The organism is Stutzerimonas stutzeri, assembly GCF_038561965.1.
GTDB classification, from domain to species: domain Bacteria; phylum Pseudomonadota; class Gammaproteobacteria; order Pseudomonadales; family Pseudomonadaceae; genus Stutzerimonas; species Stutzerimonas stutzeri_AA.
The window spans coordinates 632,167-657,656 of sequence record NZ_CP139348.1; the positions used below are offsets into that span (position 1 = coordinate 632,167).

Below are 25,490 nucleotides of genomic sequence, written 5' to 3' on the forward strand. Positions count from 1 at the left end.
CTGCGACGTGAGGAATGTCCGCATATATCGACCTATGCTCAAAACGAGCGTGCGGCATGAAGGAGTGAGGGTATGCAGCGCAAGGTGTTTGATCGAAAGGTGTTCAACCGCAAGCTGGTGGTGATTACCGGTGGCTGCGCCGGCATCGGCCGCGCGCTGGCCGTGCGCATGGCTCAGGCTGGCGCGCGGCTGGTGATCTTCGATCTGCATCAGGATGCCCTGGATGGCTTGGTGCAGCATCTGGCCGATCATCACAACGCCGATGCGCTGGGGCTGTGTTGCGATGTCAGCGATGCAGAAGCGGTACAGCGCGCAGTGGCTCTGGTGGTCGAGCGTTACGGTGGCATCGACGTGCTGATCAACAACGCCGGCATTACCCACCGCAGCCCAGTGGCGGCCACCAGCCTGGCGGTGTTTCAGCGGGTCATGGCAGTCAACTTCTATGGCGCGTTGAATTGCACCCAGGCCGCGCTACCGAGCCTGCTTGCCCGCGACGGGCAAATCATCGTGCTCAGTTCGCTTTCGCAATATGCGCCAGTCCCAGACCGTGCCGCCTACAACGCCAGCAAGCACGCCCTGCACGGTCTTTTCGAAACCCTGCGTTGCGAGCTGCGTGGTACCGACGTCAACGTCATGCTCGTTTGCCCTGGTTACACCGCCACCGATTTGCGCAAGAACGTCCTGGTCGGTGATGGCTCCACTGCACCGCAGCCAGTGCTGGATATCGGTCGGGTCGCCTCGCCGCAGGACGTCGCCGAAGCGATCTACCAGGGTGCGCTGCGCCGGCGCCGGCTGCTGGTGCTCTCCAATCTGGACTGGAAAGCCCAGCTGCTGGCGCGCTGCTTTCCGCGGTTGTACCAGAGCCTGCTATTGCCGCGACTGCTTGGCAGTCGCACGTCCTGAACGCGGCTGACTAGCTGCCGCTGCCGTAGAGCTGCTGCATCAGCGCCATGTCCCAATACGACGCCTCGATCTTGTGGCCGTCCAGGTCGCGTACGAAACAGCCATAGTAGGGCTCGCCATATTCGGGGCGTGGACCGGGGGCGCCTTCGTCTACGCCGCCAGCGGCTATCGCGGCACGGTGAAAGGCGTCCACCTCGGCCTGATCGGCCGCAAAGAAGCCCACATGCGTGCCGTTGCCTGTTGATGCCGCGCTGCCATCGAATGGCCGTTGGACCCAGAACTCCGGGTATTCGCGGCCCCAGGCGACGGCGCCGGGGTGTTCGAGGATGCGCTTGCAGCCCAGTGTGGCGAGGACCTGGTCATAGAAGGCAACCGCTTCATCGAAGCGATTGCTGCCCAGGGAAACGTGGGAAAGGATGCTGGGGTTCTGTTCGGCCATGGTGCTGTCTCCTGATCTGGCCGGAGAAAGCCTAGCAGGCCCTGGACGCTTGGCCCGACCACGGCAAATCAGCAATGTCAGTCAGTGTTCGGCTCGCGCGCTGGTTGCTCGGTGCAAAGCATGAAGCAGCGGAACAGCATGATGGTCGGCAGCAATTGCAGCAGGCCGACGACACCGTCCAGCAGCATCGCTGGTAGCACGGGCGGTGTCTGCTCGGCGAACAGCTGTGCGGCAATCCAGGCTTCGAGTATCCAGATCGGTAGCAGCACGGTCAGCACGCAGCCGAGTACCAGCAGGAAATGCCCGCGGGTGAGGATGAAACTCTGCTTCAAAGCCGCCAGCGGTGACAGCCCACGCAGCACCAGCAGGTATTCGGCGAAGGCGATCTTGACCATCACCCAGATGCCGGGCAGCACGAATAGCGAGGCGCCGAGCAGGATCAGCAGCGTGCCGAGGCCCGAGAGCACCGCCAATGCCGGCCACAGTGGCAACGCCCGGGCGTAGACCGCTCGCAGCGCCGGTTCATGGCCGCGGCTGCGGGCGTCCAGATAGAGGATCAGCGCGCCGACGTACAGCGGATAGAAGATCAGGCCCACCAGCAGGTCCAGCGCGGGCGGTGCGTTCTCACCGAGCCAGTGATCGAGCGCCAGGCGGGTGATGCTTTCGAGCAGGATCAGCGGCAGGCAGAGCCGGACGATGGTCAGGAAATGGCGGGAGTAGAAGAACCAGGCGTCACGCAGGATAACAAGAGCGTTCATTGCAGACCGAAGGTGAGGGGTCGATTCGGGGCGCCACTGTAACGGATGAGGCGAGGGCGGGACATGCGCGATTTCGCCGTCCATACTGGTGGCCCACTCCAGACCCAGGCTGCCGCGTGAAGAAGATCGCCCTGTTCGCCGATGTGCAGAACCTCTACTACACCGTGCGTCAGGCCCATGGCTGCCACTTCAACTACTCGGCGCTGTGGGCTGACGTCAGCCGGCGCGGCACCATCGTCGAAGCCTATGCCTATGCCATCGAGCGCGGCGACGCGCGTCAGCAGCAGTTCCAGCAGATCCTGCGCAAGCTGGGCTTCACGGTAAGGCTCAAGCCCTATATCCAGCGTAGCGACGGCTCGGCCAAAGGCGACTGGGACGTGGGCATCACCATCGACGTGCTGGACGCCGCGGCACGGGTCGACGAGGTGGTGCTGGCTTCCGGCGATGGCGATTTCGATCTATTGCTCGATCGGGTGCGCGCTGGCGGCGCCGAGGCGACTGCCTACGGTGTGCCGGGGCTCACTGCGCAATCACTGATCCGCGCCGCAACGCGCTATGTGCCGATCGAGGGCGATCTGCTGCTGCGTGGCTGAGCGGGGTGGTGTTCTGGTCCGCCGGCTGTGGCGGCCTTGGTGGGCTGAAGCCCACCCTACGACCGCCGTGACCGTTTCAGACCTGATCGAGCAGCGCCACATGCTTGCGCGCGGCATCGACGTAGGGTGAATGGCGCTTTATCCATCCACCAAAACGTGCGTCAGGCCTTGCCGAGTGCCGCCAGACGCTTGCGCACCGAGGCTTCGATGCCGGCGGCGTCCAGGCCGCACTCGGCGAGCATTTCGCTGGGCTTGGCGTGTTCGACGTAGTAGTCCGGCAGGCCCAGATGCAGCATCGGCTGGAGAATGCCTTCGCCGGTGAGGAATTCTGCGACGGCGCTGCCGGCACCGGCCATGATGCTGTTTTCCTCGACCGTCACCAGCAACTCGTGGCTGTCGGCCAACTCGCGCAGCACGGCCTCATCCAGCGGTTTGACGAAACGCATATCGACCACCGTGGCGTCCAGCGCCTCGCCGACCTGCATTGCCTCCGGCAGCTGCACGCCGAATACCAGCAAGGCGATCTTGCTGCCCTGGCGGCGTACCACGGCCTTGCCGATTTCCAGCGGCTCCAGTCCCGGCTCGATGGCCGCATTGGGGCCGTTGCCGCGCGGGTAGCGCACCGCCGCCGGGCCTGCGAAGTGGTAGCCGGTGGTGAGCATGCGGCGCATCTCGTTCTCGTCGCTTGGCGTCATCACCAGCATGCCCGGGATGCAGCGCAGGTAGGACAGGTCGAAGCTGCCGGCATGCGTCGGCCCGTCTTCGCCGACCAATCCGGCGCGGTCGATGGCGAACAGCACATCGAGATTCTGTACGGCGACGTCGTGAATCAGTTGGTCGTAGGCGCGCTGGAGGAATGTCGAGTAGATCGCCACCACCGGCTTCAGCCCTTCGCAGGCCATGCCGGCCGCCAGCGTCACCGCATGCTGCTCGGCGATGGCGACATCGAAATAACGGTCCGGATAGCGCTCGCTGAAGGCCACCAGATCCGAACCTTCCTTCATCGCCGGGGTGATGCCGGCCAGGCGCGCGTCAGCCGTGGCCATGTCGCACAGCCACTGGCCAAACACGTTGGAGTATTTCGGTCCGGTGGGCTTTTTCGGCTTGGCTGGCGCGCCGACCGGCTCGAGCTTGCTGATCGCATGCCAGGTGATCGGGTCGGCTTCGGCCGGGGCGAAACCCTTGCCCTTCTTGGTCACCACATGGAGGAACTGCGGGCCGTCGAGGTCGCGCATGTTGCGCAGCGTGGCGATCAGCGTCGGCAGGTCGTGGCCGTCGATGGGGCCGATGTAGTTCCAGCCCAGCTCTTCGAACAGCGTACCCGGCACCAGCATGCCCTTGGCGTATTCCTCGGTGCGGCGGGCAATCTCCCAGGCACCCGGCAGGCGCGAGAGGATCTTCTTGCTGCCTTCGCGCATGCTCGAATAGGTGCGGCTGGAGAGGATCTTGGCCAGGTAGTTGGACAGTCCGCCGACATTGCGCGAGATCGACATGTCGTTGTCGTTGAGCACCACCAGCATATTGGCGCCGACTTCCGGGGCGTGATTGAGCGCCTCGAAGGCCATGCCGGCGGTGAGCGCGCCGTCACCGATCACGGCGATGGACTTGCGTTGCTCGCCTTTCAGACGGGCGGCAACCGCCATGCCCAAAGCGGCGCTGATCGAGGTGCTGGAATGGCCGACGCCGAAGGTGTCGTATTCACTTTCCGAGCGGCGCGGGAAGGCGGCCAGGCCGTCCTTCTGGCGCAACGAACTCATGCGTTCGCGGCGCCCGGTGAGGATCTTGTGCGGATAGGCCTGATGGCCGACGTCCCACACCAGGCGGTCGTCCGGCGTGTCGTAAACGTAGTGCAGGGCAATGGTCAGCTCGATCACGCCAAGGCCGGCGCCGAAGTGCCCGCCAGTGTGGCCGACGCTGTACAACAGCTCCTGGCGCAGTTCGTTGGCAAGCTCTTCGAGTTCCGCCTCGCCCAGTCGGCGCAGCTGCTCGGGTGTCGCCGCTCGGTCAAGAACGGGCGTCGCGGGGCGAACCCGAGGGATCTCGTGAAAAGTCTTGGGCATCAGGCGGATCGTTGTCGTTGAAAAAAGAGCGGCAGTTTACCCGATGGGCCCTTCGATAAGAACGGCCCGGGGTCCGGTAGGGGTTTGACTGCGTTCGGCGCGAAAACGCTCAGTTGCGTCGTTCGACGATGTAGCGGGCCAGCTCGCGCAGCGGCTCGGCGGCGATATCGAACGGCCGCAGCGTGTGCAGCGCCTGGTCGCGTAGCTCCAGAGCATAGGCCTTGGCCGCGTCCATGCCGAGCAGTGACGGGTAGGTGGGCTTGTCCCGGGCGATGTCGGCGCCCTGATGCTTGCCCAGGGTCGCGGTGTCGCTTTCGACGTCGAGAATGTCGTCCTGGACCTGAAAGGCCAGGCCGATGGCGCGGGCGTACTGGCTCAGCGAGGCGAGGTTGTCGGCATCGGCACGGCCACTGGCGAGTGCGCCGAGCTGCACGCTGGCTTCGATCAGCGCGCCGGTCTTGTGCCGGTGCATCAGTTCCAGAGCGTCGCGATCGAGCTTGAGGCCGACCGAACCGAGGTCGATGGCTTGCCCGCCGACCATTCCCGCCGGCCCGGCGGCGCGGGCCAGTACGGCGAACATGCGCAGGCGCAGCGCGGCATCCTGCGGATTGCGCTCGGCTTGGGCCATGGCCTCGAAGGCCAGACTTTGCAGGCCGTCGCCGGCCAGAATCGCGCAGGCCTCGTCGAAGGCCTTGTGCGTGGTGGGCTGCCCGCGGCGCAGGTCGTCGTCGTCCATCGCCGGCAGGTCATCGTGCACCAGCGAGTAGGCGTGGATCAGCTCGACGGCACAGGCGGCGCCGTCAGCATCGGCCTTGTCGCCATTCAGCGCTTCGCAGGCGGCGTAGACCAGCAGTGGGCGGACCCGCTTGCCGCCATTCATGACGCTGTAGCGCATGGCCTGATAGAGGCGTTCGAGCTGCGGCAGTGGTGCGGCGAACAGGTTTTCGAGGCAGCCGTCGACGCGCTGCTGAGCGCTTTTCTGGTAGGCGCCGATCATCATGCTTCGGGGTCCGACTCGAAGGGCGCTTCCTGCAGGCTGCCGTCGCGTTCGAGGAGAATCTGCACCTTCTGCTCGGCCTGGCTCAGCGCGGCCTGGCAGTCGCGGGTCAGGCCGATGCCCTGTTCGAAGCAGGTCAGCGAGTCTTCCAGCGACAGCTCGCCGCTTTCCAGGCGCTCAACCAGCTGTTGTAGCTCGGCGAGGGATTGTTCGAAATCGAGGGCAGCTTTCTTGCGGGCCATGCGGGAACCTGTCGTCGGCAGCGAGTCGGAAACGGGCGCGACATTAGCAAAGAAAGGCCCGTCGCAGCCACAAGGTTCGCCGGCGTAGCAGGTATCAGGCGGCGTAGGTCGCCCAGAAGTAATAGACCGTCATGCTGGCCCCGACTAGGATGACGAAGACGCGCAGCCAGGCCGCCGGCAGCTTCTGGCTCAGAGCCCCGCCCGCATAGCCACCCAGCGTGGCGCCGGTGAGCAGGATGAGCAGCTCGTACCAGCTGACGCGCCCGGCGATGATGAAGGTCAGGCTGGCGACGCTGTAGATCACCGCTGAGATCAGGTTCTTAAGGGCGTTGGCGCGCACCAGCGCATGGCCTTCGATGGAAAATGCGGCCAGCTGCAGGATGCCCATGCCGGCGCCGAAATAGCCGCCGTAGATCGATACCACGCCGTGCGCGACCATCGATGCTGGTGAGTGCGGCGGTACCGCGGTTGCTTCCTTGCGCCGTGCGGCCAGCCAGCGGCTAAGCCAGGGGCTGGCGGCGAACAGGGCGGTGGCCAACAGCAGCAGCCAGGGGATCAGCAGGCTGAACACGTCGTCGCCGCCGGCCAGCAACAGCAGGCCGCCGAGCAGACCGCCGGCCAGGCCCGCCAGCAGCAACGGCAGAAGATACGGACCCAGCGGGCGCAAGCTCGAACGGGCGGCCCAGGCACCGGCAATGCTGGCCGGCCAGAGCGCTACGGCATTGGTGGCATTGGCCGTCACCGGCGGCAGGCCGATGGCCAGCAGGGCAGGGAAGGAGAAGAAGGTGCCGCCACCAGCCAGGGCATTCATTCCGCCAGCGGCAAAACCGGCAACAACCAGCAGCAGAATCTCGAACAGCGTCATGGGTGGGCTCGCACCAAAAAGATGCAGAGTATCCAAGCCGCTGCGCGCCGGCTAGCGGGTCGTTCAGCCCTGCGTACGCAGCCGTCTGCCGCGCTCTTCGGCCGAGAGCTTGGGACAGCTGTCGCAGAGCTCGCCATCGGCGCGGCGGAAGTGCTGGCAACAGGCCTTGCGCTGCAAGCCGAGGCGGCTGCCGCCATCGGCCAGCTGCACCGCCAGCAGGCCGCTGGCGCCGCGCATGGCGCAGGCTTCCAGCCAGGCATCGGCGCGCCGGCAGAGCTGCAGGTTGCCGCAACCATCAGTCTGTTGCGTGTGCAGCAGCGCGGCCATCACGCAGTCCGCGGCGAGGCGTTGCGCCAGCTTTGGATGCAGGCCTAGCAGCGTGCCGCAGGCCGCGTGGGCCTGGCCGCAGAAGTGGCGAACCTGCTCCCCGGCATGCCGCAGCAGCCGCTGAGAATCGGCATGCAACGGCTGGTGGGCCGGCAGGCAGAAACCGGCGACGAAGCCTTGCGCCACACCTTGCGCCATGCCGTCCAGGCAAGGCGCCTGGCCATCGAGCTGTACGGCCAGCACCTGCAGATAGATGGGTTGCCAGACCAGCAGCGTCCAGCAGCGCGCCGCCCAGTAATGGCGGCCCGCTTCCGGATGCGCCGCCTGCCAGTGCGCCAGCAGGGCGGCCAACGACTGCGGGCGATCCAGCATCAGCTCGTCGGGTCTTGGCGAGCCGACGCGTCCGTCCAGTCCAGGCAGGGCGTTGCGCACCCGCAGCAGCAGGTCGTTCAGCGCCTCGTCATCCGCCCATTGGGTTTCAGCGTTCCGGTGCATAGGGTGCGACGGGGTTTTTCAGGGTGCCGGCGAATTTCAGCGCGCCGGCTGGGTCGGCCAGATCGAGCATCTGCCGGTTGTTGCCCAGCTGCAGGCGGTTAAGACAGGAGCGGGCGAATTCCTCGGCGAACAGGTCGTAGCGGGCGAACTTGTCGCACAGCTGTGGCTGGCCGGCCTGGTAGTCGGCGATGCAGTCGGCCACCTGTTGCCAGAAACGCTGCTCCGGCAGGCCGACCTGCTCATCGAGGATTTGTCCCAGATAACGGAAGAAGCCGTCGAACACGTCGGTGAAGATCGACAGCACCTTGAGCTCGTCGGGCACCGATACCGCCAGCCGACCCACGGCCTCGGGAATCTGTGCGTCGGCATCGAGAATCACTGCTTCCTCGCCGATGTCCTTCATCAGCACGCGCACCGGTACATGGTCTTCCAGCACCAGAATCAGGTTCTCGCCGTGGGGCATGAACACCAGGTCGTGGGCGTAGAAGCAGTGCAGCAACGGCGTCAAATAGGCGTTGAGATAGCGGCGCACCCAGCGGTCGGCGTTCAGGCCCGAGGCACTGATCAGCGTTGCCAGCAGGGCACGTTCTTCGCCGTCGCTGTGCAGCAGTGCGGCCATGGTCATCAGCCGCTGGCCGGGTTGAATGTGGCCATAAGGGCTCTCCCGCCACAGCGCCGAAAGCATCTTGCGATAAGGACTGCTGGCCGGCAGCGCCTGCTCGTAATAGGGGTTGCGGTAGCCGATGGCCGCGACTTCGCGCAGCAGCTGGAAGCCGCAGTCGCGCAGCAGCGGGTCGCTGGCCACACGCTCGGCGAGGTAGGCGTTGATCGACGGCGTTGCCTGCATGTAGTAGGGCGACAGCCCGCGCATGAAGCCCATGTTGAGGATCGACAGGGCGGTCTTCACGTAGCGCCGCTGTGGCTGGCTCTGGTTGAAAAAGGTGCGGATCGACTGCTGCGCCAGGTAGCGGTCATTGCTCAGGCCGAGATGGACAATCTGCCGGCTGGCGATCTCCGCGGCGAAACCGATGGCGAGGATGTTGTGCCATTGCCAGGGGTGGGCCGGCATCAGCAGATAATCCTCGGGTGCGAGATGCAGTGCCTGCAGCTGGTTGTGAAACACATCGAGCTGGCCACCCAGCTCCTCGCGCAGCAGGATCGTCTGATCCAGCCCCTCGATGGCGCTGTAGCTGGCGCGGCTGCGGTGTACGGCGAGCCAGACCAGGCGCACCGGGCTCGCGGCCTCCGGCGCGTAGGCGCGGTAATCCTGGGCATCGAAGCCCATCCGCCCGTTGTTGGCGACGAAGCCCGGGTGGCCTTCGCGCATGCCGGTCTCGATCTGCTGGAAATCCGCCAGGGCCAGCTGGGCGGCGCTCAGCGGGCTGTTGGCGAGCTTGTAGGCGCTGCCGAACAGGGTGCTGCTGATCTCGTCCAGATAGACCGGCAGGTTGTTTTCGGAAATTCCGAGGGTTTCGGCGAACTCGATGATGAAGCTCAGCGCGTCCAGTGGCTGCGGCTGGCCATCGCTTAGTTTTTCGATGGACTCGGTGCCGATGGACCAGTGATCCAGCGCCAGCCGCCGCGCCTTGAAGCGGTACTCGCTGGTGCTATCCGGCACCGCCACACGGTAGCAACAGTCGCCCAGCGGCTCGGGGCTGAGCAGCTTCTCGTGGCTGAACTCGGCCAGGGCCTTCTTCAACAACAGGCGATTGGCGCGGGCCCAATGTTCGGCCTGCAGGTGTTCGGTGGCCAGATCGCCGGCGGTGGTTGGCAGGTGCACGAGCTGATTCATTGCGGATTCTCCTGAAGGGTGGCGAGGAACTGCGCGCGGGTGCAGAACGCCAGGCAGGCGTCCTTTTCCGGTAGCTGCAGCAGGCGCTGGTAAACGAAGCCGACACGCTGGTTCAAGGCGTGCACCTTGGCGTTGCGCGCATCGGGCTCGACGACGATGCGGCGGGCGAAAGGGTCGGCGAACTGGTAGGCGAGGATGCTGCGCATGACTTCCAGGCTGAAGCCGTGCATGGGCTTTTCGCAGGGCGCGAGCAACAGGTGCATGCCACGGTCGCCCGGGCGCACCTGGTAATGATCGGCGAGGCGGTCGTGGGCTGGGTGATAGCCCTCGAAAAGGAACGCAGGCTCGCCGTTGCACATACCGAGGGCAATCTCGCGGTGGCTGCTGTGCTGGATCTCGCCAACATAGTCGGCCAGTTGCGCCAGGCTCAGATGGCTCATGGCCCAGAAGCGCGCATAGTCGCGGCGCAGCCAGTCATGCAGCAGCGGCAAATGCTCCGGCTGCACGCTCTCGAAGTGCATGGCGCCAAGCGCACAGTAGCGAACGAAGCGCGGACCATCCGCGCGGGAAAGAGCGGTATTCATGATTTGGCTCCACAGAGGGGCGCACTGACTGGTGCTGAAACCAGCAACCAGCGCAGCACGCAGGCGGTGAGAACGAGGCCGATGGCGGACAGGAAGAACGGCGCGGCGAGGCCGGCGTCGCGGACCACCAGTCCGGCCAGCCAAGAGGCGGCGAGCACGCCGAGGTTCTGGAAGATGTTGATCAGGCTGTAGTCGCGGCCGTAGTGCTCCGGCCGGCTGAGGGCGAACAGCCGTGCATCCAGCGCCACGGTGAGCTGATACAACGCCCAGCCGAACAGCACACGGCCGGCGAGCACTGTTGGCATCTGCTCGATGCCCTGCAGCGCCAGTCCGGCCGCGCCCAGCAGCAGCCAGGCGGTCAGGCGCTGGCCGGCGTGGTAATGCAGGGCCAGGGCGAGCAGCGCCAGCATGCCGGGAATGGCATAGACCAGGCCGGTGATCCAGCTTGCCTGAGGCCCGCCGAGCTGTTCCCAGTACACCGTGAAGAACGGCCGCGCCAGGTAGATGCAGAAGTAGAACGCCAGCATCAGCAAGCACAGCCGGGCGATTGCCAGGTGCTCCCCGCGCGGCCGTGGTGGCGTGCTTGCATCGACTCGGGTCGGTTGCGGCGCATGGCGCAACAAGAGCAGGCTGACAGCCATCTGCACGAAATCCATCAGGCCCATCAGCACGAACATCCGCGCCGGGCTGAGGTAATGCAGCACCCCGCCACCCAGCGTGGCGCCGGCAATCGCGCCCAGATGCACCACCACCGAGAGCAGGCCGATGGTACGCACCTGCTGGTCGGCGCCCACCAGTCCCATCACGTAGGGGTACATCAGCAGGTAGCTGGCCTTGAAGGCGATCATCGTCAGCGACACCGGCCAGAACAGCCATTGCTGCTCGATCGCCGCGCAGGCCAGCGCCAGCAGCCCAGCCATCAGCTGACCGAAGATCAGCAGCCGCAGCGGATGCGCATGCCTGGACAGGCGCACCCACAGCGGCAAGGCGAGCATCGCCACCAGGCACACCGCGGCCAGGTACAGCCCGACCTGCTCGCTGCGCAGCTCGCCGAAACGCTCGGCGAAATACTGCGGGTAGAACGGCATCAGCAAGCTGTCGCCGAGTACTGCCAGCAGTGTCATGCCGATCAGCGCGCGTCGCAGTGTCATCGCGCCGCCACCGCGCCCTGAGGTGTCAGCGGCTGCGGCAGACTGAACTGCTGGAAGGCGATCTTCGTTTCCACCGCGTAGTGCTCGCGCCCGCAGATCTCGCGCAGGATGCAGGCATTGCGGTAGCAGCCCATGCCGAGATCCGGCGTGACCAGGCCGTGATCGACCAGCCCGGCGTTCTGAACGAAGACCTCGCCTCCGTTGCGGTCGATGCTGTAGTTGCGCGCCACGGCGAAGCGTTCCGGTGCCTGCCAGGCGATACGCTCGGCGATCGGCTGGATGCAGCGCGGCAGGCGGTACTGATACCCGCTGGCCATGACCAGCGCATCGCTGCGGTGGCGATAACTCTGCTCCAGTTCGTGCTGGAAGAATTCAAGCTCCAGCGTGCCATCGGCCATTCGCTGGCAGCGGCGCAGCTCGGCGTTGGTCAGCAGCTGGGTCGGTACCTCGCCCTTGAGGCTCTGGTTGTACAGCTCGTCGTAGATGGCGTTGATCAGGGTGGCATTGATGCCCTTGTACAGGCCCTTCTGGCTGTCGATGAGCTTTTCCCGGGTGCTGCGCGGCAGGCTGTGGAAGTAGTCGATGTACTCCGGGCTGGTCATTTCCAGGGTCAGCTTGGTGTATTCCAGCGGAAAGAAGCGCGGCGCCCGGGTGATCCAGTTGAGCTGGTAGTCATGGCGGTCGATGTCCTGCAGCAGGTCGTAGTAGATCTCCGCCGCGCTCTGACCGCTGCCGACCACGGTGATCGAGCGCTTGCCCTGCAGTCGCGCCTTGTCCTGCAGGTAGTTGCCGCTGTGGCTGACGTGCTCGGCCAGTGCCTCGCAACAGGTCGGCAGGTAGGGCGTGGTGCCGGTACCGAGCACCAGGCGGCGGGTGAGGAGCTCGAAGCCCTCGCCGCTGCGCGTGTGCACGCCGCGTACCCGGTAGCAGCGGCGCTCATCGAGGTAGTCGACGTGCTGGACGAAGTGGTCGAAGCGCAGGCTGTCGAGCTGCTCGACCACCCATTGGCAGTACTGGTTGTACTCGCGGCGCATCAGGAAGAAATCTTCCTTGATGTAGAAGGCGTACAGCCGGCCGACCTGCTTGGCGTAGTTGAGGAAGCTGAAACGGCTGGTGGGGTCGGCGAGGGTCACCAGATCGGCCATGAACGGCGTCTGCAGAGTGGCGCTGTCGAGCATCATGCCGGGGTGCCAGTTGAAGCCCTCGGCGCGGTCGAGGAACAGGCAATCGAGCCCGTCGATGGGTTCGGCCAGGCAGGCCAGGCCGAGGTTGAACGGGCCAATGCCGATGCCAATGAAGTCATACACCTTGTTCATGTGCGATCTCCTTACTGGTTGGCGGCGGTGGGTAGCTCGTCGAGCAGGCGGGCGCCGTGGTCACGAATCAGCTCGACGATGGCGCGCAGGTCGTCCAGCGTGGTTTCCGGGTTGAGCAGGGTGAACTTGAGGTACTGCCGGCCCTTGACCACGGTGGCGGCAATGACCGCCGCGCCGGAGCGGAAGATCGCCTTGCGGATTTCGCGGTTGATCTCGTCCAGGCGCTCGTCCGCCACGCCTGGCGCGACGAAGCGGAACACCAGCGTGCTCAGGCGCGGGGTGAAGACTTCGAAGGCGGGATCATTGGCGAGCAGGCGATAGGTATCGGCGGCGCGGTCGATGACCTCCTCGAACATCGCGCCGATATGCTCGGCGCCGAGGATGCGCAGGGTCAGCCAGAGCTTCAGTGCGTCGAAGCGGCGGGTCGTCTGGATGCTCTTGTTGACCAGGTTCGGCGTGCCCTCGCGGGTCTGGCTGCGGGGGTTGAGGTAGTCGGCATGGTGGGTGATGTAGCTCAGGTGCTGACGCTGGCGAACGAAGAAGCCGCTGCAGCTGACCGGCTGGAAGAACGACTTGTGGTAGTCGACGGTGACTGAGTCGGCATGTTCGATGCCGGCCAGCCAGTCGCGGTAGCGCGTTGCGACCAGCAGACCGCCGCCATAGGCCGCGTCCACGTGCAGCCAGACACCGTAGTGCTGGCAAAGCGCGGCGATTTCCGGCAGCGGGTCGATGCTGCCGAAGTCCGTGGTGCCGGCGGTGGCGACCACGGCCATGGGCAGCTCGCCCAGGCGCTGACAGTCGGCCAGCGCCTGGGCGAGCGCCGGCACGCTCATGCACTGGCTGGCATCGGTTTCGATGGTGCGCACCGCGTCATAGCCCAGGCCCAGCAGCGCGGCGGATTTCTGCACGCTGAAATGGCTGGCGCCGGAGGCAAAGATGCGCAGTTCGCGGGCCTCACTCGGCAGGCCATGACGCAGGTTGCCACCATGACCCGACAGGCGATTGCAGACATGCTCGCGGGCCAGCAGCAGACCCATCAGGTTCGATTGGGTGCCGCCGCTGGTAAATACGCCATCGGCCTGGGCGCCGAGGCCGATTCGCGCACAGGTCCAGTCGATCAGCCGTTGCTCGATCAGCGTACCGCCGGCGCTCTGGTCCCAGGTGTCCAGAGAGGAATTGAGCGACGACACCAGCACTTCGGCGAGCAGCGCGGGCAGCACCACCGGACAGTTGAGGTGGGCGACATAGCGCGGATGGTGGAAGTACACCGCGTCGCGCAGGTAGAGCTGATCCAGCTCGCGGAGCGCGGCGCCGGCATCGCCCAGCGGGCGCTCCAGATCGACGCGTTCGAAATCGGCGGCCAGTTCCTGCGGAAGAATGCCGCTGAACGGTTGCTGCTGACGCTGCAGACACTGCTGCACCAGAGTCAGCCCCTGCTGCAGGAGCTGCCGGTAAGCATCGTGATTGCCGCGGGTGAACAGCCCGTTGCTGACGGGGCTGGGGGCGAAGGGCACTACGGTACTGGACGGGGTCATGCACATTCCTCGGGCCGAGCGCGACCGCGGCCCTGTACGGGCCGTTTTCGCGGCTTCGGTGGTTTCTGGTCTGGCGGCGAGGCCGCACGGGAGCATCTGCGAGAATGCTTGTTAATCGAGAATCAATCTCAATTGCGCAAAGGCACAGGCAAGACGAACCAGCGCGGAAAAACCATTACCCGGATGATGAAAAAAATTTCATGGGCGCTCCAACCGCTGACGCGCCTTGGCTAGCTGCGCGATCACGGTATTCACCGAAATACCCAGGCGCCCAGCAATTTCGGCCTGGCTGAGTTCCTCCAAACGAGCCAGTTCGAATACTTCGCGACAGCGCGGCGGCAGATCATCGAGCTGGCGCAGCACGCATTGCAGCGCGCAGCGATTTTCCACCAGCACTGACGGGTCGGCCTGTACCGCCTCGATGAGTTCCAGCGGCGCTTCGTCGGGCGCCCCGAGCAGGGCTCGATGGCGCATGGCGTCGCGCAGCAGGTTGGTGGCGATGCGAAAGAGATAGGCCTTGGGGTTATCGAGGCGTTGCTCGTGCATGACCTGGGCGAGTTTCAGCCAGGCGTCCTGGGCCAGATCCTCGGCCAATGCGCGGCAGCCGCCGAGACGAGTCAGATGTGCGACCAATTGCTGGCGATGGTGGACGTAGCATTGCAGGCAGGGATCGGTGGCCGTGTCGTTGTTCTGCATGAGAAGTCGTGCCGCCAAAAGGGGCAGTGAAACTAGCTCAGATGATAACGATTCGCAATTGAAGGCGGTTTGCCCCCACTGCTCCTGCAGCGCTATCCGGTTGTGGCTGACCTCAGCCGTCCAGCGGTAACTGCAGATTGATCGATGCCACCCATTGCTGGCGCAATCGGCACTGCGCCGCCGGTTGCGGGCGGGCGTAGTAAAACCCTTGCAGGCTGGGGCAGCCGTTGAGTCGCAGGAAGGCCGCCTGGCGCTCGTTCTCGACCCCTTCGGCGACTACATGCAGGCCAAGGTGGCTGGCCATGGTGAGAATGCCGCGCACCAGGGCGACCGATTGCTCGCTATCGGGCAGCCCGCTGACGAACTCACGGTCGATCTTGATGCCATCGAAGCGGAAGCGTTGCAGGTAGGTCAGCGAGGCATAGCCGGTGCCGAAGTCATCCAGCAACAACGGCAGCCCGGCAGCTTTCAGCCTGTCCAGCGTTTGCTGGACATGCTCGTCCGCTTCGAGCAGCGCGCTTTCGGTGATTTCCAACTCCAGCATGCTCGCCGAGGCGCCTTCTTCCTCGATGATCGCCAGCAGGCTGCCGGCGAGATCGGCCTGCCTGAAATCCAGCGGCGACAGGTTAACCGCAATGCGTAGCCTGTGCCCCGCAGCGTGCCAGCGGCAGGCCTGCCGACAAGCCTCTCGAAACACCCAGCGCGTTGCCTCGATGATCATGCCGCTTTCTTCGAGCACCGGGATGAAATCGCCGGGCGGCACCAGACCGCGCTCGGGTGATTCCCAGCGCAGCAGCGCCTCCATGACCTCCACCTCGCCCTGGGCATTGACCTGCGCCTGGTAATGCAGCACGAACTCATCACGGTCGAGCGCACGGCGCAGTGCTTGTTCGAGTTCACGTCGGCGGGCGGCGGCTTCGCTCAGCGAATCGTTATAGACCACCATGCAGTTGCGACCGGCATCCTTGGCTGCGTAAAGCGCCAGGTCGACCTGCTTCAGAAGGTCGGTGGCGCTATGGCGGCCATCACTTACGGCGACGCCGATACTGGGGCTGACGAAGCATTCGTATTGACCGATGCGCACCGGTGGCCGAAAGCCTTCGATGATCTGCTCGGCCAGCTGTCTGGCACGTGCGGTACTGCTGCCGTTGAGCAGCAGCATGAACTCATCACCGCCGGTGCGGGCCAGCAGGGCCTGCTCGGGCAGCAACTGGTTGAGGCGATCGCCGATCTGTACGAGCAACTTGTCGCCGATCTCATGGCCGAGGCTGTCGTTGACGCGCTTGAAATGGTCGAGATCGAGATAGAGCAGGGTTAGCGGGAGCCGCGCGACCAGCAGATTCTCGAGTCGCTGCATCAGGTAATTGCGGTTGGCCAACTGGGTGAGCGGGTCGAAGTGGGCAAGAAAACGCAGGCGCTGCTCGGCTCGTATCTGATCGCTGATATCGCGCAGCAGCACCAGGAAGTGCCTTACCCCGTAGCGCTGGAACGGGGTGCAGCTGATTTCCAGCGGAACATCCTGACCGTTGCGGCGCCCGGTCAGCTCCAGGGCCGTGTTAGCCGGGGTGCTGAGCAGGCGGGTAGTGGCGTCGCGTTCGACCAGCCGGTCGCTGGGCAGGTTGCCGCGAAGCTCCTCGGGCGAGCAGCCGAAAAGGGCGGCTGCGGCCGGGTTGGCCTGCAGCACCCGCAACTCGCGATCGACCACCAGCATGCCGATCGGCGCCGTGTCGATCAGGTCGCGCAGCAGCTGCTCGCTCTCGCTGAGTGCCAGTTGCCGTTCGTGCAGCTGGTTCATCATCCGGTTCAGGGTTCTGGCGAGGCGGCTGATCTCGTCTCTGCCGCCGACTGCCAGCTTCTGCGGGTGTTGGTCGATGGCGAACTGGCGAGCCGCCTGGTCGATCTGGGCTAGACGGCGTGTCAGTAGCCTGCCGTAGAGCCTGTTCAGGATAAGCCCGAGTAACAGCAGCAAGGTCAGGGTCTGCGCCAGATAGAACCAGGCCTCGCGCTTGGTCTGTGCCAGCATCGGTGCGAAGTCGTATTCCACCAGCAGCACTTCGTGCAGAGGCGTGCCGTCCTGCGCGACACGGTCCAGCGGATAGATTGCCAGTTGCCGAGAGCCTTCACCGGTCCAGCCAGCACGTCCGCTATCGACGTATTGCTTGAGGTCGGCGGCGCTGATCAGCTCTAGCCGGCCTGGTTTCAGGCCCAGGCGCGTCGTTGCGATCATCTGCAGATCAGCATCGATTACCATCGCCCAGCGCACGCCCTGGAGGCTCGCAAGGTCCGCCAGTTCGGTCTCCAGTTCGGCGATACGGCCGAGGCGACGGTGATCGCTCAGGCTGCTTTGCAGCAATGCCAGATGCTGATAGGTGTGGTTGCGCCAGCCGGTAAGCGTTTCCTCGATTCGCGTAGGCAGATGCCAGGCGGTCAGCAGTACGGTAAACAGCAGACCGAAGATCCCCAGCAACAGCGGAAGCGATTTGCGCAGCGATAGCCGGGTCAGCATCCGAGCACCTCGCAGCTGGGCAGCAGATCATGATGGCGTGTTCCGTCCAGCAGGTGCCGCTCGTTCATGTACAGCCTCATCCTATCGATGCTTCGGCGCAGCTGGCCGTCTTCGAACCATTCGCGATTAACGGCCTCGTCGCCCATCAGCAGGCCGCCGGCAGTGACCTCGAGGGCTGCATGCGACAAGCCTAGTCGGGTACGAAGGCGCGAGTCGGTTTTGGCTCGATCGCTCTGCCAGGCGTGCAGTGCATCGAACCACAAAGCCTTGAGTCGTCGGCGTTGGTCGAGGCTCACCCGATTGCGGTCCACCACCAGCACATCGACGATCTCCCCCGGCAGCTGGCGGCTGTCGAAGATCCTTCGTGCGCCGTTGTTCTCAAGCGCGGGGCCTTCAGAGGCGAAGGTGATGACCGCATCGACCCGGTCGTCGGTGAATGCTGCGACCTGCTCGTGAATCGGCAGGCTGATCACCTGTAGATCGTTGATGGTCAGTTGCGCATGGTCCAGTACGCGGGAAAGAAAATAGGCACCGAGCGCCGTGTTCTCCACGCCGATGCGCCGGCCCTTGAGTTCTGTGATGGTGGTCACCGGAGCTCGCGCGAACAGCGCGTCGGCGCCGGCCGAAACATTGGCGACCAGGATGATCTCCAGGTCGAGATCCGGCGCGCTGCCTTGCAGCAGCAGCGTCTCGTCCAGCGTCAGCATGGCGGCATCCAGCATGCCGTTGCGGAAACCCCGCAACACGCCTGTGGCATTTGGATACTCGACCATGCGAATGCCGCTGGGGTTAGTCAGGCCGAGATCGTCTGCAAGATAGTAGGGCGCGTAGCCAAGCCAGCGATTGCTGCCGACGCGGATCGCTTCCGGGTCGGGCTGGCAGCCGAGCAGGGCAACGAACAACAGCAGAAGGATTGAGGCCCGTACCATGCGACTACTCCGTGATACCTGATAGCCACCATAGCGAAACCGTACGGTCACGTGAATCCCTGCTAAAGCAGGGGATATTCGCTGCTAGCGAACTAGGCAAGCCGGTTAGGGTCTGCAGGCCCCGTAGCTGGGGGCTGCGGTGGTATCGCAAGGCGTCTCCGAAGTGAACTGGCTGCCTGCGACAACGTGTCCGCTGTGGCAAATCCGGCGTCTGGTAGCTTCGAGAACAAGAACTTCGCGTGGGACGCGACGGAGAAAGCTTGAAACGCAAGGCAGGACTTCTAGCAGTACTTATCCTCGCACTCACATTGGTGCCCATGTGGACCTTCGTTCTGGACGAGATCAAGCATCAGCGCAGTGCTACGGCGGAGGCCGCGCGTAACGATGCGATGAATCTGGCAACCGCATTCGAAGCGCATGTGCACAGCGCGATCAGGCTAATGGACATCGTGCTGCTGGACATGCGCGAAGACGTGCTTGAACACTCCGATTTTCAGCAGTACGTGCAGGAGGAAATGCAGGCCTACGGAAGCTTCGTCACGCAGCTGGCGGTGATAGACAAGAACGGCTTCTTGGTTTTTTCCAATCTCGCGCCATCCGTCAAACCTGTCGACCTCAGTGATCGTGAGCATTTCCGCGTTCACCATGACAACCCGCAGGACGACCGCTTGTTCATCAGCAAGCCGGTGTTGGGCAGGGTGTCGAAACAGTGGACCATCCAGTTCACCCGGCCCATCCACCAGAATGGCGAGTTTGCCGGTGTGCTGGTGCTTTCCGTGCCAACCAGCTTTTTCGCCGATTACTACCAGCAGATCAACGTAGGCCCGAACGGCACCATTGCGCTGGTGGGCATCGACCGCAGCTTGCGCGCGATCGCCTCGGGTACGCCGATACCAGGCCGCTACGGCCGCTTCAAAGTACCGGAGGACAGACCCTATTTCGACCCGAAAGCGCCTGCACACGGCTATTACGAAGGCGTGAGTTCCATCGATGGCGAGTATCGCCTCGGCGCGTATCGGCGTCTTCCTGCCGAAGGTGTTGTGGTAGTCGTGCTGCTGGCGCCCAAGGATTTCATGGCGTCCTTTCATCAGCGCAAGGAGCTGCTGATCGCCTCGGCCGGCATCATTTCATTGCTGCTATCGGCGATCGCGCTGTTGGTCTTCGTGCTGAGCAGTCGGTATTTCCAGAGTACCGAGCGGCTGCGCCAGGCTCACGATCTGTTGGCACAGCTTGCCAATACCGATGTGCTGACGGGCGTTAGCAGTCGCCGTTCGTTTCTCGCACGGCTGGAGGCGGAGCTTGCCCGGGCTCGCCGCCATGATGAAAGCCTGAGCCTGCTGATGCTCGACATCGACCACTTCAAGCGCGTCAATGATGTACATGGCCATCCGATCGGCGACGCAGTGCTCAAGCAGTTCACTGCGATTTGCGCCGGCATGCTTCGCGCTCACGATCTGTTCGGCCGCCTCGGCGGTGAGGAGTTCGCCGTCGCGCTGCCGCATACCGATGCGGACGGTGCTCTGAGCGTCGCCGAGAAGATCCGCATGGCAATCGCGCATACGCCAATCGCAACAGCCGCCGGCGATATCAATATCACCGTCAGCATTGGCTTAGCCCAGATGGATACCGGGGGGCATGAGATCGAGCAGCTCATCGCGCGGGCGGACAAGGCGCTTTACGACGCCAAGCATGGCGGCCGAAACCAGGTACGGGTCGATTGCCCGAGCGTCTGACTGGGGCTTCACCAATGGGTGCGCTGGACGGGCTCACAGATGAGCCGGTCAACTGTGGATGGGCCTCGCAAAAAACGCAGGCAATAAAAAAGCCGGCTTGTGGCCGGCTTTTCTTCAGTGCTTCGGCTTACTTCTGATAAGCCTCGGCAGCTTTGATGATGGCGGCGCGGGCGGCGTCGGCGCCTTCCCAGCCTTCGACCTTGACCCACTTGCCTTTCTCGAGATCCTTGTAGTTCTCGAAGAAGTGCTTGATCTGCTCGATCAGCAGCGGCGGCAGGTCGGTGTATTCCTTAACGTCCACGTACAGCTGGCTCAGCTTGTCGTGCGGTACAGCGATCAGCTTGGCGTCGCCACCGGCTTCGTCGGTCATGTTCAGCACGCCGACCGGACGGCAGCGGATGACCGAACCCGGGGCAACCGGATAGGGGGTCACGACCAGTACGTCGAGGGGGTCGCCGTCATCGGCCAGGGTGTGCGGGATGAAACCGTAGTTGGCCGGGTAGAACATCGGGGTGGCCATGAAACGGTCGACGAACAGGCAGTCGGTGTCGTGATCGATTTCGTACTTGATCGGCGCGTGATTGGCCGGGATTTCGATGGCGACGTAGATGTCGTTCGGCAGGTCTTTGCCAGCCGGGACTTTGCTGTAGCTCATGAACGATGGGCTCCTGATCGGCCAGCGCGGCCTGGGGGCGGGAAAAAGTGGGCGCGATTATAGGCGCAATGTCGCGTGCAATGCACGCCGGCTTCGACGCGCGCAGCCTACGCAGGTTCCCGGTAGGCCGGATGTTCCGCTTGCAGGCGTTGCAGTCGGGCTAGCGGGTCCTGGCGGTAGAAGGCGGCAAGCTGCGCGTAGACCTCGGGAAAGACCTGCTGCAGTACGTCCGGCGCGCTGAAGAAGTATTCGCTGGTGACGGCGAAGAACTCCGCCGGGTTTTCGGCTGCGTAGGGGTCGATTGGCGTCTCGGCATCGGGGTCGGCGTCAAGCATGTGGTCGAGCTGGTCATAGGCGCTCTGCATGGCGCTGGCCCAGGCATCGATGCGCATCTGCCGGTGTAGCGGCGGCAGGCCGTTGGCGTCGCCGTTGAGCATGTCCAGCTTGTGCGCCAGCTCGTGGATCACCAGGTTGTAGGCCTCCCAGCCACCGCTCTGCTGTACGCCCGGCCAGGCGAGGATCACCGGGCCTTGCAGCCAGGCCTCGCCGCTGTGTTCGCCGTTCCATTCATGCTCGACGCCGGCGGCATCGCGGTGCTTCTGCGGGCTGAGGAAGTCGTCGGGGTAGATGACGATCTCGTGGAAGCCGTGATACCAGCCCAGGTCGGCCAGGTGCAGCAGTGGCAGCTGCGCTTGCAACGCCAGGCGCAACCGGTCTTCAGGTTGCAGCTCGACGCCTGCCAGCGGCGTCAGGCGCTTGTCGTGCAGGAACAGCACGGCGCGCTCACGCAGACGACTCAACTCGTCTTCGCTCAGACCATCGAGAATCGGCAGACTGTCGAGCACCTGCTGCCACAGCTGCGGAGCAACTGGGTTACGGGCGAGGATGCGTTTGCGCTGCCAGGCGCGGTAGGACCACATGGTGAAGCTTCCAGCGGGGCGGGGCGCCCACATTAAGCGTGGCTGCAGGATGCGACAAGCAGTGAAGTACCGCCGGTCGGCGCGTCATGGGACTGTCAAGCGTGGTGGGTACATCAGGAGGACACCCGCTCGCAAGGAGACCCCCGTCATGACCGTACCGGATCACAAGCGCCGCCAACTGTTGCAGGGTATCGGGGCCGGCCTGGCCCTGCCGGCCCTGGGCGTTGCGCCCGCTATCATCGCCGCGCCGCGCGCACGCCCGCAGATGCTTGATGGCGTGCAATCCGGTGACGTGGCGCGTGACCGTGCGCTGATCTGGAGCCGCTGCGATCGGCCCGGCCGGCTGATCGTCGAGTGGGATACGCGCAGCCGCTTCGGCAATCCACGGCGCATGGTTTCGCCGATCACCGATGCCGGCCAGGACTTCACTGCCCGCGTCGACCTGCGCGGGCTACCGGCGGATCAATCGATCTTCTACCGCGCGCGCTTTGAAGATGCCCGCAGCGGCATGCTCAGCGAGCCCTGGCTAGGCCACCTGCGCAGCGCGCCAAAGCGGCCGCGCAACATCCGCTTCGTCTGGGGCGGCGACACCTGCGGCCAGGGTTACGGCATCAACCCGGACTTCGGCGGCATGCGCATCTACGAAAGCATGCGTATGCGCCGGCCGGATTTCTTCCTGCACAGTGGCGACGTGATCTACGCGGATGGGCCGATTCCCGCCGAGGTGACCGTCGAGGACGGCAGCATCTGGCGCAATCTGGTTACCGAGGAGAAAAGCAAGGTCGCCGAGACGCTCAATGAGTTTCGCGGCAACTACCGCTACAACCTGTTGGACGAGAACCTGCGTGCCTTCAATGCCGAAGTGCCGCAGATCTGGCAGTGGGATGACCATGAAGTGACCAACAACTGGTCGCCGAGCAAGGAGCTGGACGAGCGTTATCAGCAGGTGCGCGACATCGATACCCTGGTGCAGCGCGCTCGTCAGGCGTATCTGGAATACGCACCGATGCGCATGGCCCGCGGCGACACCCAGGGGCGCATCTACCGCAAGGTCGGCTACGGGCCGCTGCTGGATGTGTTCGTGCTGGACATGCGCAGCTATCGCGGGCCGAACACCCACAACCTGCAAGCGGAGCAGGGCGCCGACACGGCGTTTCTCGGTCGCGAGCAGCTGCGCTGGCTCAAGCGCGAGCTGCGGGCCTCTCGCGCAACCTGGAAGGTCATCGCCGCGGACATGCCCATCGGCCTGCACGTACCGGACGGCCCGCGTTGGGAGGCGATCGCCAACGGCCATGACGGCGAAGCGCTTGGCCGCGAGCTGGAGATTGCCGAGCTGCTGACCTTCATCCAGCGCGCGCGGGTGCGCAATACCGTCTGGCTGACCGCCGATGTGCATTACTGCGCGGCGCATCACTACCACCCCAATCGCGCGGCCTATCAGCAGTTCGAGCCGTTCTGGGAATTCGTCGCCGGCCCGCTGAATGCCGGCAGCTTCGGTCCGAACCCGCTGGACGGCACCTTTGGTCCGGAGGTGGTGTTTCAGAAAGCGCCGCCGACTGCGAACAGCTCGCCGCGGGCGGGCTTCCAGTTCTTCGGTGAGGTGGAGATCGACGCCCAGAGTGGTGCGCTGGGTGTGAGTCTGCGCGACATCGACGGGACGGTGGTCTACAGCCAGACGCTTGAGCCCTGGCAGCCGGCCGTCTGAGTTGACGTCAGCCGAGCAGGAAGTTGCCGGCGCGGGGTTCGCCTTCCAGCGTCGGCACTTCCGCTTCGTCCTTGAGCTGCACACCCGAGAGCTGGCGGCGGCTGGCTTCGCGCATCAGATAGAGCAGGCGGTGCGCGGCGAGGTTGTAGCTCAGACCCTCGGGGCGAATGTTGGAAATGCAGTTGCGCTGCGCATCGTGCCGGCCGACCTGCGGCGCCCAGGTGAAGTACAGGCCCAGGCTGTCCGGCGAGCTGAGCCCGGGGCGTTCGCCGAGCAGAATGACCACCATGTGCGTCTTCAGCCGCTGGCCGATTTCGTCGGCAATCGCGACGCGGCCCTGTTCGACCAGGGTAATCGGCCCGAGCGACCAGCCTTCGGCCTGACAGTGCTCGGCGATCTTCAAGGCCATCGGTGCGGCGTGGCGTTGCACGGCCAGGGCGGAGAGGCCGTCGGCAATTACCAGCGCCAGATCGCAGCCTTCGCCAGTGTGCTCGTCGAGCGTCGCGGCGCTGGCTTCGTCGAGGCGCCGACCGAGGTCGGGACGCTGCAGATAGATCTGTCGGTCTGAAGCGGCGCTGCGCAGGTGCAGATGGCTGAGGTCATGCTTTTCCAGTTCGCCGGCCAGCGCTTCGCAGTCCAGCGGCAGATGTACCGCGTCGCGCGCTTGGGCGTGAGCGAACTGGAAGTCCAGCTGCGCGTCGGTTGGCAGGCTGACACCAGCCCGGCCAAGTGCGATGCGTGCCGGGGTCAGCTGGCGCAGGTGCTGCCAAGGGTTTTCGATGGCGGGGGAGCGGTCGGGCATGGCTACCTCGGAGTGTGACGGTCAGGCGAGTGGAAAAGCGCGCGGCGTTTTCCACCTGAGGATGGGCGAGGTAACGAGAGCGGCTTCATGCCATGTTCTCCAGCGCCCGACGGAATGGCTCGGGCAACTCGCGGCCGAGCTGCAGGCGGTTGCCGTCCTGCCGCAGGATTTGCATCTTCGCCAGCCATTCCTCGAACTCCGGTGCGGGCTTGAGACCCAGCACCTGGCGCACGTAGAGGGCGTCGTGGAAGGAGGTGGTCTGGTAGTTGAGCATCACATCGTCCGAGCCCGGGATGCCCATGATGAAGTTGATGCCCGCCGTGCCGAGCAGGGTCAACAGCATGTCCATGTCGTCCTGGTCGGCTTCGGCGTGGTTGGTGTAGCAGATGTCGCAACCCATGGGCACGCCGAGCAGCTTGCCGCAGAAGTGGTCCTCCAGCCCGGCGCGGATGATCTGCTTGCCGTTGTAGAGGTACTCCGGGCCGATAAAGCCGACCACGGTATTGACCAGCAGCGGCTTGAAACGGCGCGCCACCGCATAGGCCCGTGCCTCGCAGGTCTGCTGGTCGACGCCGTGGTGAGCGTTGGCCGACAGCGCGCTGCCTTGGCCGGTCTCGAAGTACATAAGGTTGTCGCCAAGCGTGCCGCGCTTCTGCGACAGGCCGGCCTCGTAACCTTCCTGCAGGGTCGCCAGGTTGATGCCGAAGCTGGCATTGGCCGCCTCGCTGCCGGCGATGGACTGGAACACCAGGTCCAGCGGCGCGCCGCGGTTGATCGCCTCGATGGACGTGGTGACGTGGGTCAGGATGCAGGCCTGGGTTGGGATCTCGTAGCGGCCGATCACCGCGTCGAGCATCTTCAGCAGCTCGCAGATGCCGCTGGTGCTGTCGGTGGCCGGGTTGATGCCGATCACTGCATCGCCGTTGCCGTAGAGCAGGCCGTCGAGGATGCTCGCCGCGATGCCGGCGCCATCGTCGGTCGGGTGATTGGGCTGCAGCCGGGTGGACATGCGCCCGGCCAAGCCGATGGTGTTGCGAAAGCGGGTGACGACGCGGGCTTTCTGCGCGACCAGGATCAGGTCCTGCACACGCATGATCTTCGATACCGCGGCGACCATTTCCGGCGTCAGTCCCGGCGCCAGAGCCTTTAGCGACGACTCGTTAGCATCATCGCCGAGCAGCCAGTTGCGGAAATCGCCCACGCTCAGGTGGCTGACCGGGGCGAAGGCCGCGTCGTCGTGGCTGTCGATGATCAGCCGGGTCACTTCATCACTTTCGTAGGGAATCAGCGCTTCTTCGAGAAAGCGCTTGAGCGGCACCGCGGCGAGGCACATCTGCGCCGCCACGCGTTCGGCGTCGCTGTCGGCAGCAACCCCGGCGAGCAGGTCGCCGGAGCGTGCCGGGCTGGCCTTGGCCATCACCTCGCGCAGGTCGTCGAAGCGCCAGGTGGTGCCGCCCACGCTGTGCGAGTACGCCATGTCAGCCTCC

General features: G+C 64.6%; 23 protein-coding genes. 4 read left to right on the forward strand and 19 right to left on the reverse strand.

Annotated elements, in window-relative coordinates; all coding sequences use genetic code 11:
* The first annotated feature begins 72 nt into the window (after positions 1–72).
* Positions 73–903, forward strand: coding sequence for an SDR family oxidoreductase (locus SM130_RS02775; RefSeq protein WP_102824309.1), 831 nt, complete (start codon positions 73–75; stop codon positions 901–903).
* Between the two features lie 10 nt (positions 904–913).
* Here SM130_RS02775 and SM130_RS02780 read toward each other — a convergent pair whose 3' ends face one another.
* Together SM130_RS02780 and SM130_RS02785 are read right to left on the reverse strand one after the other, a co-directional pair.
* Positions 914–1,342 (reverse strand): VOC family protein, encoded by a 429-nt coding sequence (locus SM130_RS02780; RefSeq protein WP_102824310.1) that lies wholly within the window; start codon positions 1,340–1,342, stop codon positions 914–916.
* Positions 1,343–1,419: 77 nt separating this feature from the next.
* A complete protein-coding gene (locus tag SM130_RS02785; protein ID WP_102824311.1) occupies positions 1,420–2,100 on the reverse strand; it encodes a YciC family protein in 681 nt (226 codons plus the stop codon).
* Positions 2,101–2,216: 116 nt separating this feature from the next.
* On the opposite strand from SM130_RS02785, the gene SM130_RS02790 reads away from it, so the two are divergent.
* Positions 2,217–2,693: an NYN domain-containing protein gene (locus tag SM130_RS02790; RefSeq protein WP_102824312.1), complete on the forward strand. Its 477-nt coding sequence runs from the start codon at positions 2,217–2,219 to the stop codon at positions 2,691–2,693.
* Between the two features lie 161 nt (positions 2,694–2,854).
* Here the strand turns inward: SM130_RS02790 and dxs are convergent, their stop codons facing one another.
* The 13 genes from dxs to SM130_RS02855 all read right to left on the reverse strand — a co-directional run bounded on the left by dxs (position 2,855) and on the right by SM130_RS02855 (position 18,188).
* Positions 2,855–4,753 (reverse strand): 1-deoxy-D-xylulose-5-phosphate synthase, encoded by a 1,899-nt coding sequence (gene dxs / locus SM130_RS02795; RefSeq protein ID WP_102824313.1) that lies wholly within the window; start codon positions 4,751–4,753, stop codon positions 2,855–2,857.
* A gap of 109 nt (positions 4,754–4,862) precedes the next feature.
* The gene (locus tag SM130_RS02800; RefSeq protein ID WP_102824631.1) at positions 4,863–5,750 is read right to left on the reverse strand and encodes a polyprenyl synthetase family protein; all 888 of its coding nucleotides are present in this window, start codon (positions 5,748–5,750) and stop codon (positions 4,863–4,865) included.
* Positions 5,750–5,992: an exodeoxyribonuclease VII small subunit gene (locus tag SM130_RS02805; RefSeq protein ID WP_003283056.1), complete on the reverse strand. Its 243-nt coding sequence runs from the start codon at positions 5,990–5,992 to the stop codon at positions 5,750–5,752. Before SM130_RS02805 ends, SM130_RS02800 begins: the two co-directional genes overlap by 1 nt.
* Positions 5,993–6,086: 94 nt before the next feature.
* A complete protein-coding gene (locus tag SM130_RS02810; RefSeq protein ID WP_102824314.1) occupies positions 6,087–6,857 on the reverse strand; it encodes a sulfite exporter TauE/SafE family protein in 771 nt (256 codons plus the stop codon).
* Positions 6,858–6,920: 63 nt separating this feature from the next.
* Positions 6,921–7,679, reverse strand: a complete 759-nt coding sequence (locus SM130_RS02815) for a siderophore ferric iron reductase (RefSeq protein WP_102824315.1) — start codon at positions 7,677–7,679, stop codon at positions 6,921–6,923.
* Positions 7,663–9,471 (reverse strand): IucA/IucC family protein, encoded by a 1,809-nt coding sequence (locus tag SM130_RS02820; RefSeq protein WP_102824316.1) that lies wholly within the window; start codon positions 9,469–9,471, stop codon positions 7,663–7,665. Before SM130_RS02820 ends, SM130_RS02815 begins: the two co-directional genes overlap by 17 nt.
* On the reverse strand, positions 9,468–10,055 hold the full coding sequence (locus tag SM130_RS02825; RefSeq protein ID WP_102824317.1) for a GNAT family N-acetyltransferase: 588 nt from the start codon (positions 10,053–10,055) through the stop codon (positions 9,468–9,470). The genes SM130_RS02820 and SM130_RS02825 overlap by 4 nt, the downstream gene beginning before the upstream one ends.
* Positions 10,052–11,206, reverse strand: a complete 1,155-nt coding sequence (locus tag SM130_RS02830; RefSeq protein WP_102824318.1) for an MFS transporter — start codon at positions 11,204–11,206, stop codon at positions 10,052–10,054. Before SM130_RS02830 ends, SM130_RS02825 begins: the two co-directional genes overlap by 4 nt.
* On the reverse strand, positions 11,203–12,522 hold the full coding sequence (locus SM130_RS02835) for a lysine N(6)-hydroxylase/L-ornithine N(5)-oxygenase family protein (RefSeq protein ID WP_102824319.1): 1,320 nt from the start codon (positions 12,520–12,522) through the stop codon (positions 11,203–11,205). The genes SM130_RS02830 and SM130_RS02835 overlap by 4 nt, the downstream gene beginning before the upstream one ends.
* Before the next feature lie 11 nt (positions 12,523–12,533).
* A complete protein-coding gene (locus tag SM130_RS02840; RefSeq protein ID WP_102824320.1) occupies positions 12,534–14,057 on the reverse strand; it encodes a pyridoxal phosphate-dependent decarboxylase family protein in 1,524 nt (507 codons plus the stop codon).
* A 198-nt stretch (positions 14,058–14,255) separates the two neighbouring features.
* On the reverse strand, positions 14,256–14,753 hold the full coding sequence (locus SM130_RS02845; protein WP_102824321.1) for an RNA polymerase sigma factor: 498 nt from the start codon (positions 14,751–14,753) through the stop codon (positions 14,256–14,258).
* A gap of 112 nt (positions 14,754–14,865) precedes the next feature.
* Positions 14,866–17,259, reverse strand: a complete 2,394-nt coding sequence (locus tag SM130_RS02850) for an EAL domain-containing protein (protein ID WP_102824322.1) — start codon at positions 17,257–17,259, stop codon at positions 14,866–14,868.
* Entirely contained in the window at positions 17,253–18,188 is a 936-nt protein-coding gene (locus SM130_RS02855) for an ABC transporter substrate-binding protein (RefSeq protein WP_102824323.1), read from the reverse strand. The genes SM130_RS02850 and SM130_RS02855 overlap by 7 nt, the downstream gene beginning before the upstream one ends.
* 260 nt (positions 18,189–18,448) lie before the next feature.
* On the opposite strand from SM130_RS02855, the gene SM130_RS02860 reads away from it, so the two are divergent.
* Positions 18,449–19,921, forward strand: a complete 1,473-nt coding sequence (locus SM130_RS02860; RefSeq protein WP_256044871.1) for a sensor domain-containing diguanylate cyclase — start codon at positions 18,449–18,451, stop codon at positions 19,919–19,921.
* 127 nt (positions 19,922–20,048) lie between these two features.
* On the opposite strand, the gene ppa is transcribed toward SM130_RS02860, so the two are convergent.
* Together ppa and SM130_RS02870 are read right to left on the reverse strand one after the other, a co-directional pair.
* Positions 20,049–20,576 carry an inorganic diphosphatase gene (gene ppa / locus SM130_RS02865; RefSeq protein ID WP_015275614.1) on the reverse strand — a complete coding sequence of 176 codons (528 nt, stop codon included), beginning with the start codon at positions 20,574–20,576 and terminating at the stop codon, positions 20,049–20,051.
* 107 nt (positions 20,577–20,683) lie between these two features.
* Positions 20,684–21,496 (reverse strand): zinc-dependent peptidase, encoded by an 813-nt coding sequence (locus tag SM130_RS02870; RefSeq protein WP_102824325.1) that lies wholly within the window; start codon positions 21,494–21,496, stop codon positions 20,684–20,686.
* A 148-nt stretch (positions 21,497–21,644) separates the two neighbouring features.
* Between SM130_RS02870 and SM130_RS02875 the strand changes: the two genes are divergently transcribed.
* Complete coding sequence (locus tag SM130_RS02875; protein ID WP_102824326.1) at positions 21,645–23,201, forward strand: alkaline phosphatase D family protein; 1,557 nt, start codon at positions 21,645–21,647, stop codon at positions 23,199–23,201.
* A 7-nt stretch (positions 23,202–23,208) separates the two neighbouring features.
* Here SM130_RS02875 and eutC read toward each other — a convergent pair whose 3' ends face one another.
* Both eutC and SM130_RS02885 read right to left on the reverse strand, forming a co-directional pair.
* Positions 23,209–24,003 (reverse strand): ethanolamine ammonia-lyase subunit EutC, encoded by a 795-nt coding sequence (gene eutC / locus SM130_RS02880; protein ID WP_102824327.1) that lies wholly within the window; start codon positions 24,001–24,003, stop codon positions 23,209–23,211.
* A gap of 85 nt (positions 24,004–24,088) precedes the next feature.
* Positions 24,089–25,480, reverse strand: coding sequence for an ethanolamine ammonia-lyase subunit EutB (locus SM130_RS02885; RefSeq protein WP_102824328.1), 1,392 nt, complete (start codon positions 25,478–25,480; stop codon positions 24,089–24,091).
* Positions 25,481–25,490 lie beyond the last annotated feature (10 nt).